The organism is Rhizobium sp. SEMIA4064 (genome assembly GCF_003025035.1).
In the GTDB taxonomy this organism is placed as follows: domain Bacteria; phylum Pseudomonadota; class Alphaproteobacteria; order Rhizobiales; family Rhizobiaceae; genus Rhizobium; species Rhizobium paranaense.
Map to the genome: position 1 here is coordinate 533,606 of NZ_PYJN01000019.1, position 13,738 is coordinate 547,343.

13 protein-coding genes are annotated in these 13,738 nt (G+C 59.5%); 3 read left to right on the forward strand and 10 right to left on the reverse strand.

What is annotated here, in order from left to right; translation table 11 throughout:
- Positions 1–16: 16 nt before the first annotated feature.
- The 3 genes from C9E91_RS16290 to tal form a co-directional block, all read right to left on the reverse strand.
- Positions 17–706, reverse strand: coding sequence for a L,D-transpeptidase (locus tag C9E91_RS16290; RefSeq protein ID WP_107109478.1), 690 nt, complete (start codon positions 704–706; stop codon positions 17–19).
- 29 nt (positions 707–735) lie between these two features.
- Positions 736–1,695, reverse strand: a complete 960-nt coding sequence (locus C9E91_RS16295; protein ID WP_107109303.1) for an ABC transporter substrate-binding protein — start codon at positions 1,693–1,695, stop codon at positions 736–738.
- Between the two features lie 270 nt (positions 1,696–1,965).
- Positions 1,966–2,931 carry a transaldolase gene (gene tal, locus C9E91_RS16300; protein WP_107109304.1) on the reverse strand — a complete coding sequence of 322 codons (966 nt, stop codon included), beginning with the start codon at positions 2,929–2,931 and terminating at the stop codon, positions 1,966–1,968.
- Positions 2,932–3,429: 498 nt separating this feature from the next.
- Here tal and C9E91_RS16310 point away from each other — a divergent pair, with 498 nt between their 5' ends.
- On the forward strand, positions 3,430–4,419 hold the full coding sequence (locus C9E91_RS16310) for a sugar-binding transcriptional regulator (protein WP_107109306.1): 990 nt from the start codon (positions 3,430–3,432) through the stop codon (positions 4,417–4,419).
- A 42-nt stretch (positions 4,420–4,461) separates the two neighbouring features.
- Here C9E91_RS16310 and C9E91_RS16315 read toward each other — a convergent pair whose 3' ends face one another.
- Positions 4,462–5,334 carry a methylated-DNA--[protein]-cysteine S-methyltransferase gene (locus tag C9E91_RS16315; protein ID WP_107109307.1) on the reverse strand — a complete coding sequence of 291 codons (873 nt, stop codon included), beginning with the start codon at positions 5,332–5,334 and terminating at the stop codon, positions 4,462–4,464.
- A 144-nt stretch (positions 5,335–5,478) separates the two neighbouring features.
- Positions 5,479–5,982: a DUF2244 domain-containing protein gene (locus C9E91_RS16320; RefSeq protein ID WP_107109308.1), complete on the reverse strand. Its 504-nt coding sequence runs from the start codon at positions 5,980–5,982 to the stop codon at positions 5,479–5,481.
- A gap of 22 nt (positions 5,983–6,004) precedes the next feature.
- On the opposite strand from C9E91_RS16320, the gene nth reads away from it, so the two are divergent.
- Complete coding sequence (gene nth, locus C9E91_RS16325; protein ID WP_181316096.1) at positions 6,005–6,778, forward strand: endonuclease III; 774 nt, start codon at positions 6,005–6,007, stop codon at positions 6,776–6,778.
- Between the two features lie 81 nt (positions 6,779–6,859).
- Here the strand turns inward: nth and C9E91_RS16330 are convergent, their stop codons facing one another.
- Positions 6,860–7,573, reverse strand: a complete 714-nt coding sequence (locus C9E91_RS16330; protein WP_107109309.1) for a sulfate transporter family protein — start codon at positions 7,571–7,573, stop codon at positions 6,860–6,862.
- Positions 7,574–7,829: 256 nt separating this feature from the next.
- Between C9E91_RS16330 and C9E91_RS16335 the strand changes: the two genes are divergently transcribed.
- Complete coding sequence (locus tag C9E91_RS16335; RefSeq protein ID WP_107109310.1) at positions 7,830–8,681, forward strand: MurR/RpiR family transcriptional regulator; 852 nt, start codon at positions 7,830–7,832, stop codon at positions 8,679–8,681.
- Between the two features lie 48 nt (positions 8,682–8,729).
- Here C9E91_RS16335 and C9E91_RS16340 read toward each other — a convergent pair whose 3' ends face one another.
- The 4 genes from C9E91_RS16340 to C9E91_RS16355 all read right to left on the reverse strand — a co-directional run bounded on the left by C9E91_RS16340 (position 8,730) and on the right by C9E91_RS16355 (position 13,735).
- The gene (locus C9E91_RS16340; protein ID WP_107109311.1) at positions 8,730–10,313 is read right to left on the reverse strand and encodes an FGGY-family carbohydrate kinase; all 1,584 of its coding nucleotides are present in this window, start codon (positions 10,311–10,313) and stop codon (positions 8,730–8,732) included.
- Positions 10,314–10,333: 20 nt separating this feature from the next.
- Positions 10,334–11,008: an HAD family hydrolase gene (locus C9E91_RS16345; RefSeq protein WP_107109312.1), complete on the reverse strand. Its 675-nt coding sequence runs from the start codon at positions 11,006–11,008 to the stop codon at positions 10,334–10,336.
- A 99-nt stretch (positions 11,009–11,107) separates the two neighbouring features.
- Positions 11,108–12,589, reverse strand: coding sequence for a mannitol dehydrogenase family protein (locus tag C9E91_RS16350; RefSeq protein WP_107109313.1), 1,482 nt, complete (start codon positions 12,587–12,589; stop codon positions 11,108–11,110).
- A 147-nt stretch (positions 12,590–12,736) separates the two neighbouring features.
- A complete protein-coding gene (locus tag C9E91_RS16355; RefSeq protein ID WP_107109314.1) occupies positions 12,737–13,735 on the reverse strand; it encodes an ABC transporter ATP-binding protein in 999 nt (332 codons plus the stop codon).
- Positions 13,736–13,738: the final 3 nt, after the last annotated feature.

Genomic DNA, 13,738 nt, shown 5'->3' on the forward strand with positions numbered 1-13,738 from the left:
ATCCCCTATTTTGCGGTCATACGCCCTTGTAAAGGGCTGCGCCCTGCATGAGCACGATCACCTTTGCACCGATCTTCACGCGAGAGTGCAGGTCGATGATATCGTCATTGTTCATGCGTATGCATCCGGAGGAGACATCGAGGCCGATACTCCATGACTCCGGCGTGCCGTGAATGCGGTAGATAGTGTCATTGTTGCCTTCATACAGGTAGAGCGCTCTCGCCCCGAGTGGGTTGTCGGGTCCGCCCGGCATGCCGTTCGCCCATTTCACCGCATTCGGATCACGGGCGACCATTTCGGCGGGCGGTGTCCAGGTCGGCCACTCCGCCGTGCACCCGACGCGCACGATGCCGGCCCAGCCGAAACCTTCCCGCCCAACGCCTATGCCATAGCGGATCGCCTGGCCGCCGGGCTGAACCAGATAGAGAAAATGCTGGTTGCCGTCGATGATGATCGTTCCCGGCTCTTCTGCCGTGCGGAAGGGAACGACCTGCCTGCGAAAAGCATCCGGCACCTGTTTGTTGCGGGCGTAATATTGACGCGCCTTCTTCGCGTCGTAGTCGACCCAGGTTCGGGTCCGCGGATCGAAGATCTGCGTCTGCGCCGCAAGCGCAACGAGGGGGCCAAGACCTGTGACTGCTGCCAGGAGTATGACGGCTGTCGTGCGCCTCCAGCCTCGCTCCGATCTTGCCTCCACCTTTGTCATGGTCTCGGCGTTCTTTGTCGGGTCGGTTCTCATGGCTTTGCCCATCCGTCGACGCGAGAGGCATGGCTGTCTACCCACTGCTTCGCAAATTCCAGAGGCAGCTGACGCTCCACCTGCAAGGCGTAGGTCATATGCGTAATTTCCTCTGGGGTGAAATCGACCTTCTCGAGAAAGCTCGCAACATCGGTGTGCTTCTTTGCGAAGGCGGCGGCATAGGCAATGTGAAAACTCGTGGCCGGCCAGGCGACCGGTGCGCTCGAATCGCTGATCCAGGTCGGATCGCTCGCGGGCATGATCTTCCATTTGGAGACATCATAGGGTGGCTCTGTCAGCCGCACGATCTTGTGCAACTCGAAGACGTGATGTGGCGCGTAGCAGGCAAACACCATCGGCCGTCCGGTCGCGACGGCGGCATCGACCGCAGCCATACCGACCTCTTCCTCCGCTTCGACCAGGGTCAGATTTTTCGCATAGCCATAGCTGTTGGCGCGTACTCTCTCGATGCCCGTCGACAACCATGTGGCCGCCCCGATCCACAGTTCTCCGCGTCCGTCGCCGTCAGTATCCAGAAGTGCCGTCTTGGCGGGATCGCTCAAATCCGCGATGTCCTTTATACCGGCAGCGACCGCATCTGGCGTGGCGCAAAGGCCTTCCCAGGCATCGACACCGCGCGCCGCCACCTCGACGACGTGCTTTTCGTTGACGTATTTCTCGATCAGACTGTCGAGGTTCGGCCGCCAGACTTCGGGATTGATATCGACCTCGCCGCTTTCGAGACCGTTGAAGGCGGTAAGAGTTCCAAGCTCCCGGACCTCTGCATCGAGCCGATACTCCTTAGCAATCGCGACCTTCAGAATATTCGCCGCCGCCTGGCCGGAAGGCCAATTCGGCATCGCGATGACCAGATCGGCCGCATCGGCACTGACGGTTCCGACAGACGCAAGGGCAGCGGCAAAGGCCACTGACGCGGAAATAAGACTGTTCTTCATGCCCCCTCCAGCTTTCGGCAACAACTACTATCCGGTCGCGGCTGTGGCGAACCCGAACCAGATAGCGAAGGGAAGTATCCGCAGGTAAGTACGTTACAGTAACATGATCGAAATTTACGCCACTGGTACGCGCAACCAGCCGGCGACGGGACGTGGATGTCGGGCGTGGATGGGCCTCAACAAAAAAGGGCGCCACTCGCGATGTGACGCCCTTCGATCTAGTTTGTGCGCGGCCTTCACCCCGTTGGACAGAAGGCTCTCACCATCAGCTTAGGCGGCAGCGAGCTGCAGTTCCTTGCCGACCATGGTGCGCAGGGCGATCAGGTCCTTGGCGAATGCGCGAATGCCTTCGGCGAGCTTTTCGGTCGCCATCGCATCTTCGTTCATCATCCAGCGGAAGGTCTTTTCGTCGACGGCGATCTTGGCGACGGAAGTCTTGCTTTCCGGCGAGAGCTTGCGCTCCAGCTTGCCTTCATCCTTGGCAAGTTCGTCAAGCAGGTTCGGGCTGATCGTCAGGCGATCGCAGCCGGCCAGCGCTTCGATTTCGCCGGCGCTGCGGAAGGAAGCGCCCATGACGATCGTCTTGATGTCATTGGCCTTGTAGTAGTTGTAGATTTCGCGAACGGAAATAACGCCCGGATCTTCTTCCGGAGTGTACTCCTTGCCGGTCGACTTCTTGTACCAGTCGAGAATGCGGCCGACGAAGGGCGAGATCAGGAAAACCTTGGCGTCGGCGCAGGCAACGGCCTGGGCCTTGCTGAAGAGCAGCGTCAGGTTGCAGTCGATGCCTTCCTTTTGCAGCACTTCGGCGGCGCGGATGCCTTCCCAGGTGGAAGCGAGCTTGATCAGGATGCGGTCATGACCGATGCCGCGTTCCTTGTAGGCGGCAATAATGGAGCGGGCCTTGGCGATCGAACCTTCGGTGTTGAAGGACAGATCGGCATCGACTTCGGTCGAAACACGACCGGGAACGAGGCCGGAGAGAGCGGCGCCGACGGAGATTGCCAGACGATCGGCGACAGCAGCGGCAACAGCATCCGGCGTACCACCCTGCTTCTTGCCCCAAGCGACGGCTTCCTTGATCGCATCGGCGAACATCGGGGTGCCGAGCGCCTTCAGGACGATGGTCGGATTGGTCGTGCAATCGACCGGCTTCAGGCGAGCAACCGCCTCGATATCGCCGGTGTCGGCCACGACCGTCGTCATAGCGCGAAGTTGGTCAAGCTTGGATGTCATGATACGTATCCTTGTTGAATTGGCCCATTGTGGGGATGATGGACCGGCGCGAAATCCCGTCCGGTTCGATAGACGACACGAAACTGCAGGCGGATTGCACCTTTTCTCCCTTCCCTATGTAACGGGAGAAAAAGCGCGAAAGTTCCATTTCCGGCGAGTGGTCAAAGCTGCGAAGAAACAACCTTACCGGACAAGGCTTTTCACCGAAAGCGAGCGCACTATATCGCTCCCTGTCCGGTGAAATACGTCCACGGCTGCGCACCCGCACATTGTCCTCCTCGACTGGACAAAGACCGACTTCCTCACGGCGACTATCATCAATCTCGCAGCGAAAAGTCAAGGACATTTGTGCATTTCAATTGACATAAGTTTCAGGCCATAGAATATCGGTGGATAGAAGAGCTGATCTTGCCGCCCCTGTCCTGTGCGATCGCCGCAACCTTTGTCGTTTGCGATCATTAAAACAAAAGGGCGTGCAAAAATCTTGCCGGAGGACCTGTGGCCAAACTCAGACGTGGGACACACACCGCCTATTCGGAGACGGCGTCTCTGAGGCTGCGCGCTGCGTGGCTCTATTACAATCAGGGCCTGACGCAGAAGGATGTCGCCGAACAGCTCGGCATCAGCCGGACCACGGTCATCCGCCTGCTGGACGAGGCGATGCGTCGCAGCGAAGTGCAGATCTGGATCAATGAAGGCATCGACGATTGCGTCGAACTGGCGATCAAGCTGGAGCGCGCCTATGGGCTGGACGAGGCGATCGTCGTTCCGTCGCCCGCAGGCGGAGACGTCGACGCTCAGGCGAAAAGCGTCGGCCTGGCGCTCGGCCAATTCCTGACCGAAGCGATTCCCGACAATTATACGATCGGCGTCGGCTGGGGCCGGACGATGACGGCCTCGCTCGGAAGCTTCCGCCCGCCACGCCGCGACAATTGCAAAGTCGTCTCGCTGCTTGGTGGCATCGTCGCCGTCCAGCAGACCAACCCCATCGACTATACGTGGCGTCTGGCGAGCCAACTCGGCGCGGAATGCTACATGTTCCTGGCGCCGCTCCTGGTCGATTCCATCGAGACCAAGCGCAATCTGATCGAAAAATGCGGTCTGGAGGCGATCTATCGCCTGGCCGAAAGCCTCGATCTCGCCATTGTGAGCTGTGGCGATATCGGACCCCGCTCCACCTCGCTGTCGGAAGGCTTTATATCGAAGCAGGAGCTGGATCAGTTGATCGAGGCGGGCTGCGTCTGTGACACCATGTTCAATTTCCTCGACGCCGAGGGCAATTCCGTCGATCATCCGATCAACAAGCGCGTCATGTCGGTCGATCTCGACACGTTGAAGAAGGCCAAGCACATCGTGCTGTCTTCCGGCGGCGCCCACCGCGCCCTTGCAATCCGCGCCACCATCAAGCGCATCGGCTGCAATACGCTGATAACAGACGAAAGCGCGGCAAAGGCGCTGCTGCAGATGGCTATGGCGAAGGCGGCTTGAGAATATTTACCTTCCCCCCCCGCGGGGAGAAGGTAGAACCCCTCAAGCTTTCCCCGCTTCCCAGCCCAGCATCGCCCGCTTGCGCGTCAGGCCCCAGTGATAGCCGGTGAGGTCGCCATTCTTGCCGAGCGCGCGGTGACAGGGGACGACGAAGGAGATGGGGTTGCGGCCGACCGCGGCACCAACCGCGCGCATCGCCGTCGGCTGGCCGATGTCTTTGGCAATATCGGAATAGGTCACGGCCCGGCCCATCGGGATCTTCAACAGGCTTTCCCAGACCCGCACCTGGAAATCCGTGCCGATCAGCACCACGCGCAGCGGCTGATCGCTCGACCATTTCGACGGCTCGAAAATCCGCGCCGCATAAGGCATGGTCGCCTGCAGATCCTCGACATATTGCGCATTCGGCCAACGGCAGGTCATGTCTTCGAGGCAGGCCTTCTCGTCGCCGGAATCGCTGAAGGCAAGACCAGCAAGGCCACGATCGGTGACCATGATCAGCGCCAGTCCGAAAGGCGAGATGTGGAACCCGTAGCGGATGACCAGCCCGCCGCCCTTCGCCTTCCATTCGCCGGGCGACATCGCCTCATGCGTCACGAAAAGATCGTGCAGCCGGCTTGGACCGGAAAGGCCCACTTCGAACGAGGTTTCCAGCAAGGGCAGATCTTCCTCGCGCAGCAGCCGCTTCGCATGGTCGAGCGTTACGGCTTGCAGGAAACCCTTGGGCGACAATCCCGCCCAACGGGTAAAGGTCTTCTGCAATTGAGTCGGCGATTGTCCGAGCCGCTCGGCGATCGTCTCCAATGACGGCTGATCGCGATAGTCCTCGGTGATGAGTTCGATCACCCGGCGGACGGTATCGTAGTCCGGTCCTTCCGGTGTGATGTCTGTCTTCAACTGTGCGATAGCATTCATAATCTTTCTCCTTAGAAAGGAGAACACCACGAAGGGACGGGTAAAACCACCCGTTTCTTGCATAATGGCGTGATCCCGAACCGAAGGACCGCGTCAGTGAAAAGTGTGAAGCGGTTTGGGACAAGATCACGCCCATCAAGCGATCTATATCCGTTGCGTCACCGTTGCCAAAGCCCGCTTGAAGGCTTTGGCAAAGCTCTCCCGATCCTCCGGATTGAGAAAGGAACCGACATCCGTGTCATGGCTCCTGTCGCGGACATGCATCGAAACGACCCCGATTTCACTGTGCCGGCGGACGAGAAATCGCGTCCAGAAAGGGTTGAAACGATGCTCGATCATGCGGCCCGAGGGCGAGAATTTGCGGATCGAGACATTGGTGCGCGTGACCGTCACCTCCTCGCGCACCCGGCCCGAGCGATAATTCATCCAGAAGGCGCCGTAGAGCAGCGTGAAATCCGCGCCGAAGAAGACACCGATCGGCCATGCGCCGCGAATGACGAATACGATGCCGTAGATCAGGCAGAACGCCCCGGTCAGCATCAGCATCACCTTGAATCCCCTTCGCCCCAATGAGCGATGAGGGAACAATTCGGCGGCAAAGACCGGCCTGTTGCCATCGATGTCAGTATCGGCGTTGCGTTCGGTCATAGGACTTGAGTATAGGTCGTTCATGGCAAACCCCAAGATCAAATCCAGCGCGCAAAACGCGAAAAAGTCAAATGCGACGGCAGGCCGCAAACCGGCTTTCAAGAGCCCCTATTCCAAGGCGGATCTGGAAGAGATCTTTCGCCGTTTCTCCATTCAGCGGCCTGAGCCGAAGGGAGAGCTGGAGCATGTCAATCCCTTCACGCTTGTCGTCGCCGTGGCCCTATCGGCGCAGGCAACCGACGTCGGCGTCAACAAGGCGACCCGCGCTCTCTTTGCCGTTGCCGATACGCCGCAGAAGATGCTCGATCTCGGCGAAGAGCGTATCCGCGACTACATCAAGACGATCGGCCTTTACCGCAACAAGGCGAAGAACGTCGTCGCACTCTCTGAGAAATTGATCCGGGATTTCGACGGCGAGGTGCCGCAGACGCGCGAGGAGCTGATGACGCTGCCGGGCGTTGGCCGCAAGACCGCCAATGTCGTGCTCTCCATGGCCTTCGGCCAGGCAACGCTCGCCGTCGACACCCATATTTTCCGCATCGCCAATCGCCTGCTGCTCGCCCCTGGCAAGACACCGGACGAAGTCGAACAGCGGCTGATGAAGGTGATCCCGGACCAATATCTCTACCACGCGCATCACTGGTTCATCCTGCACGGACGTTATGTCTGCAAGGCGCGCAAGCCGGAATGCGAGCGCTGTGTCATCGCCGACCTCTGTCGCTCGCCGGAAAAGACCTGGGATATCCCATCCCCATTGGTCGAGCTGCCGCCTCAACCGATCGGCGCCGCCGATTGAAGCACTTCCAGGAAAAGTGCGAAGCGGTTTTCCGTCCGGAATGCGTAAAAACAACGGGATAGAGCTGCCCACCGGCAACCCTCAGCCGCGACGTGCTGCTTCCTTCTGGGAAATCAGCTTGTGCAGGTGGACCATCATCCCCGCCGCAAACAGCGGCGTCAAAAGGTTGACCAAGGGAATGGCGAGGAAGGCGGCGATCACCAGGCCGGCAAGGAAGACGGTGAAGGCATGTTTGCTGCGAAACCGCCGTGCTTCTTCCGGCGGACGAAAACGCATGGCGGCGAATTCGAAGAATTCCCGGCCGAGCAGGTAGCCGTTGACCAGGAAGAAGGCGACGAGATTGACCCCCGGAATGAAAAGCAGAAGCAGGGCGATGATGTTGCCTGCGAGGACAACGCCGAGGAATTTCAGCGAACTTTTCATAGCCGGCACGAACGGCATGGCTTTTCCCGGCGCATCGGCCGGATAGTCCCTCTTCTCCACGACATCAGCGACATCATCGAGAAAGAGCCCTGCGATCAACGCCGTTACCGGTGAGATCAGCAGCGCCAGGGCCAGCGCCAAGCCGAGGCCTGCCAGAACCGCGAGAAGAAAGGTAAGCCAGCTCGTCCAATCCGGTGCGGGCGGCATGAAGCTTTGTAACCACGGCAATACGAAAGCGATGAAGGTGCCGCGTAACACAAACCAGAGGGCGACAAGCGCCAGCAATGTCAGCCCGAGGACTTTCCAAAAAACCTTACGCGTCTCGGCTGCAAAGAGGTTGGCGATGGAAAGACGCGCGGCATGGGTGATCATTCGTCCGATATCCCGTTAATCGTGGCTGGATATGTAAGTAACAATTGCAGATATATCAATATATTCGCGCCGGCCGCGTAATAACCCTCACCCATTTGAATTGTTGTAATCAAGTCCACACTAATATATGGTGTGTTACATATGAAAAACAACAACCTAAACATGATCAACGGTCATCAAAAATCTGCAAGCACTCCGATTGTTTCGGCATTCGGCGCGATCACACTTCGGATAGACCGTCAGCGAGGCGATACATTTGGAAGACCTGGGCCAGAAACTTAGACAATATATCAAAACAGGCACTCCCGCCGAGCGTCGAATCGCCAAGTATTTCTCCGAACACTTGAACGAGCTGCCCTTTGAAACTGCCTCTTCCGTCGCCGACAGGCTGGAATTGAGCCCGATGACCGTCGGGCGTTTTCTGCGATCGCTCGGCTATCAGGGCTTGGACGGCATCAAAGTGCACCTGCGGGAAAATGTGACGCCGGTGACGCTGCAACTGCCGAACGTTCTGGAGCAGTTGCAGAAGGATGCCAACGAGGGACGTCCGATTGCCGGCCAGATCGCCGAGCAGGTCGAGATGCTGCAGCATATCTACAATCTCACCAGCCAGCCGCAATGGTTGGATGCGGTCGCGGCGATACTGTCGTCCAGCGAAGTTTTCGTCACGTCACATCTCAGTCTCGCGAGCCTCGGGCGCCATCTCTGCAACCGCCTCGCATTCGCCCGCGACCACGTGCAATTCCTCGACGGCGCCAATGGCAGCTATATTGAGCTCCTCGGCCATCAGTCGAACGATGCATTGGTGGTGATCGTTGATTCGCCTCGCTTCGTCGCCTCGCGGCTGCTGGCGCGTTCCGCCCGCCGCTCCGGCTACAAGGTGCTGCTGATCACCAGCCAATATACGGAATGGGCGCATGAATTCGCCAATATGACGCTGTCGCTGCCGCCGCTTCGCGCCGGCAACCAGGAAAACCTGTCTGCAATGATGGCGCTGCTGGAATTCCTGGCCGTTGCTGTCATTCACACGGCCGGCGAGGAGGCGGAAAGCCGCATCCACAGGATCGAAGAACTGGAAGGCATGTTCGCCCACATGCCGCTTCGATAGTGCTCAACAAATGATGGTTTGGACGCCGGAAAGCCCTTCCGGCGTTTTTTATTCCATGGATTCCAGCTCGGCGCGATGGCGGTACATCGCGAGAAAACGCCGGTAATCGCGGTCATAAAGCGTCTTCTTGCTTATATCCGGCAGGCGCTCATGCCCCCCGGGATACATGGCGGAGCCTGCCGCAGCGAGACTGTCGTAAAGGCCGCAGGAGACGGAAGCCGCAATCGCCGTTCCCAAGAGCACCGCCTCGTTCATCTTCGGCACGACCACCTTGCAGCCGGTAATGTCGGAATAGAGCTCCATCAGCACGGCATTCTTCACATGACCGCCGGCGACATGCAGCGTATCCGGCACGTAGCCGTAGTCATGCATCCTCTCGAGAATATGGCGGATACCGAGCGCGACGCCGACGCTGGTGCGCCAATAAAGACGGCAGAGACCGTCGAAGGATGCATCCAGCGTCAGGCCGCTGACGACGCCGACCGCATGGGGATCGGCAAGCGGCGATCGGTTGCCATGAAAATCCGGAAGAACATGGATGCGCTCGGCAAAGGCATCGCCTTCGACGGCGCGAAGTTCGGCGATGCGCTTTACGATGCGGTCGTGCAATGCCGCCGTCGGCTCACCGCCGGCCGCATGCATGCCCACCATATAGTCGAGCAGCGCACCCGTCGCCGATTGCCCGGCTTCGACCAGCCAGGTGTCCGGAAATACGGCTTCATAATAGGGTCCCCACATGCCGGTGCTGCGCTTGCGTTCGCGCGAGAAGGAGACGATGCAGCTCGACGTTCCGGCAATCAGCGCCAATTGATGCTCCAGCGCGTTGAGATCACCGGCATGTCCGCCGAGCGTGCCGAGCGCGCCCGCATAGGCGTCGATCATACCGGCGCCAACATGGCACTCGCGGTCGAGCCCCAAGGCTTCCGCTGCCTGCGCCGTCAGCGTGCCGACGCTTTCCCCGACCGGCGTCGTCTCTTCCGGCAGGTTACCGCGCTCGCGCAGATCGCCAAGACCGATCACATTGAGGAAATCCGTCTGCCAGCCGGGCTGGCGATGGGCAAGATAATTCCATTTCGCCGTCAGCGTGCAGCGCGAGCGTGCAAGCGAACCCGTGGCCTTCCAGGTCATGAAATCGGCAAGATCGAAGAAATAACCGGCCTTTGCCCAGCTCTGCGGCAGATTTTTCTTCAGCCACATCAGCTTCGGCATCTCCATTTCCGGCGACATGAAGTGACCGGAGTGTTCGAGGACCTGATGCTTGGTCGCCGTGCAGAAATCCGCTTCGGCAAGTGCCCGGTGATCGAGCCAGACGATGGTGTCGAACCGGTCTTCGCCACCGGTCGAAACCGTGAGCGGCTTGCCCTCCGTGTCGCGTACCACCAGTGAACAGGTGGCGTCGAAGCCGATGGCGCCTATGACGGATACGTCGACGCTGGAGGCGGTGACGGCGGCGCGCACGGCCGTACAGACCGCGGCCCAGATGTTTTCGGAATCGTGCTCGGCGTGGTTCTCACGCGGGCGGTTCATGATGATCGGGTGTTCGCCCTTGCCCAGCAGGGCGCCGCGTGATGTGAACACGCCAGCCCGCGCGCTGCCAGTGCCGATATCGACCGCAACCACATGATCACGCATACAGCAGAGGCCCCATCCACTTACGTCTTGTTGCGGACAAGGTGTATCAAATCCGACATTGCGTCAAACACGACTTCGGGGCAAAGCCGCTCCAATTCCGCCCGATAACTCGGCGAATGGGCATGCGATCCACCAGTGAAAGCGAAAACCGTCATGCCGGCCGCCCTCGCCGCCGTGATCCCGGCCGGGCTGTCTTCGACGACGATACAGTCCTCTGGAGCGACCTGCATCTGCTTGGCGGCATAAAGGAAAAGATCGGGTGCCGGTTTGCCGCGCTTGACCATACTGGCGCTGAAAATATTCGGCTCCAGCCGCGGCAAGAGGCCGGTAACGCCCAACGACAAACGGATGCGCTCCATCTGGCTGGAGGAAGCGACGCAACGCCGAATGGTCAGCGCGTCCAGCGTTTCGGCAACACCATCGATCGGCTTCAATTCATGCCGGAAGCGGTCATAAAGGTCATTGCGGATGCGATCGAGAAAATCCTGATCGATGAAGACGTCGAACTCCGTCTCCAGCGTATCGACAAGCGTCGCAAGGCTTTTGCCCAGGAAGCGACTGTAGATGTCCTCCTCGCTCATATCCACGCCGACGTCGTGCATGGCCTGGATGAGCACGCTGACGGACAGCGGTTCGCTGTCGACGAGCACGCCGTCGCAGTCGAAGATTACGAGTCCCTTCTCCGCATCACTCATCGCAGATCCAACCCGAACCCTGTTTTGAGCCGCGTCTCTTGCAACGCAGGCATGGCCATAAAAATTCGGCCGGGACTTGGGCACCCGGCCGATGGACAGTTATTCCGTAAGTTTATTATCGAGGTATAGCTGCAGGGTGACGCGAGTGCCCTTTTCCCACAGCGTTTTTAATGCATGGGCAAAGCGCTTGCGGAAAAGATCCGATTTGGCGACGTCGCCGAAGATGTCGTCGAAGACGAGAAAGGCATTCGGATCGTCCTTGGCCTTCAGCGCCGCGGCGTGCAGCCGGTCGGCACTGGCATCGTTGAAGACGATATCCTTGCCGCTGTCGGTGGTGCCGGCGAAGTAGCGGCACCACAGCGCCGACACCAGCGCCAGGCCCACGACATCCTCCTTGCGGCGGAGCCGGTCGGCCGTCGACGGCAGAATGAACTTCGGCTGCCGATTCGAGCCGTCCTGCGCCAGGCGCGGAATGGTGTCGGCAATCTTCGGATTGGAAAAGCGGCGCTCGATCAGCTTGAAATAGTCGGCAAGCACCGTGTTCGGCACCGGCGGGATCACGGGGATGATCTCTTCGTTCTCAAGCTTGGCGAGATAGGCGCGGATCAAAGGCTCTTCCATGGCCTCGTGCACGAAATGCACGTCCATCAACGCCGCCGGATAGGCGATTGCCGCATGGCCGCCATTGAGGATGCGGATCTTCATGTGCTCGTAAGGCGTAACATCGGGAACAAAGGTGACGCCGACCTTTTCCAGCGCCGGACGGCCGGCCGGGAAATTGTCCTCCAGCACCCACTGCTTGAACTCTTCGCAATAGACCGGCCAGTTATCCTCGATGTCGAAGGCTTCCTTCAGCAGATCGATCTCGCGTGCGCCCGTCGCCGGCGTAATGCGGTCGACCATGCCGTTCGGGAAGGCGACGTTGGCGGCTATCCAGTCGGCAAAGGCCGGATCCGAAAGCTTCGCTGTGCCGACGACGGCAGCTTTGGTGACGCCGCCATTATGGGGAATGTTATCGCAGGACATGACGGTGAAGGGCTGAAGGCCGGCGGCGCTTCGGGCCTTGAGGCCAGCGACGATCAGGCCGAACACCGTCTTCGGCGTATCCGCGTTCTGACCGTCGGCAACGATGGCCGGATGGTTGGGATTGAACTTGCCGGAGGCATCAATGAAATAACCGCCTTCAGTGATCGTCATCGAAACGATGCGGATCGAAGGGTCGGCAAGCTTGGCGATGATGGCTTTGGCGTCACCGACCGGCAGAATATCGATCATCGGCGCCGTGACGCGAGCGGCGGTGCGGTTGTTATCCTGCTCGACCACCGTCGTCAGGAAATTCTGAGCCGCGAGTTTCTCCCGCATGGCAGCGTCCGAAGGGAGCACGCCCGCGCCGATGATCGCCCAATTATGATCCTCGCCGGCATTGAAGAGGTCATCGAGATAGATTGCCTGGTGAGCGCGATGGAAATTGCCGACGCCGAAATGAACGATGCCCGCCGACAGCGACTTTGGATCATAGGTCGGGATGGCAGCCGTTGCAGCCGCCTCCTGAAGGGTTGCGAGCGATAATTTGCACGTCATGTCTCAAGTCCTTCTGAAAGGTCTTCTGCTCCGGATGGATTGGGAATGTCTTATCCGGTTAGGATGGCCTGGGCCTACCTGATGTGGCCCAGGTCTAAATGGTATCCGCCATGCCGCGTGAGGCCGGGCATGGTGAGGGCGTTCGATTTAGATCGACAGCCCCCTGTCGTTGAACCGGTGGATGCGGGATTTGTCGGGTGTCAGATAGACGGTATCGCCGGCGCGCGCCGGGAAGTCGCCGGTTCCGCGGGCGGTGATCGTGCCGATACCATCGGCATCGATATGCAGGAACGTGTCGGAGCCGAGATGTTCGGCAACATTCACCCTACCCTGCCAGTCACCCTCGGTGGTCGACAGCAGCACATGTTCCGGACGGACGCCGATCGTGTGGGCGCCGAGGTTCTGAGCATAGGCGCCCGTAACGAAGTTCATCTTCGGCGAGCCGATGAAGCCGGCAACGAAGAGGTTCTGCGGGCTGCGATAAAGCTCAAGCGGCGAACCGACCTGCTCGATATTGCCGCGGTTCAGGACCACGATCTTATCCGCCATGGTCATGGCTTCGACCTGATCGTGCGTCACGTAGATCATCGTCGTCTTGAGCTGCTGGTGCAGTTCGCTGATTTCGAGACGCATGTTGACACGCAGCGCGGCATCGAGGTTCGACAAGGGCTCGTCGAACAGGAAGGCCGCGGGCTGGCGCACGATGGCCCGGCCGATGGCGACGCGCTGGCGCTGCCCGCCGGAAAGCTGGCGCGGTTTGCGTTCCAGGTAATCCGTCAGGTTCAGAACACGGGCCGCATCCGCCACCTTCTTGTCGATCTCCGCCTGCGGCATGTTCGCCATCTTGAGCGGGAAGGCGATGTTCTTGCGAACACTCATATGTGGATAGAGCGCGTAGGACTGGAACACCATGGCGAGGCCGCGCTGTGCCGGCGCCAGATTGGTGCCGTCCTTGCCGTCGATCATGATCTGGCCGCTGGAGACATCTTCAAGGCCGGCGATCAGGCGCAGCAGCGTGGACTTGCCGCAACCGGAAGGGCCGACGAACACGACGAACTCACCGTTATTGATTTCGAGGTCGATGGAAGGGATGACCTTGGCTTCGCCGAAGACCTTAGAAACCTTCTTAAGGACAATGCTACCCATGTT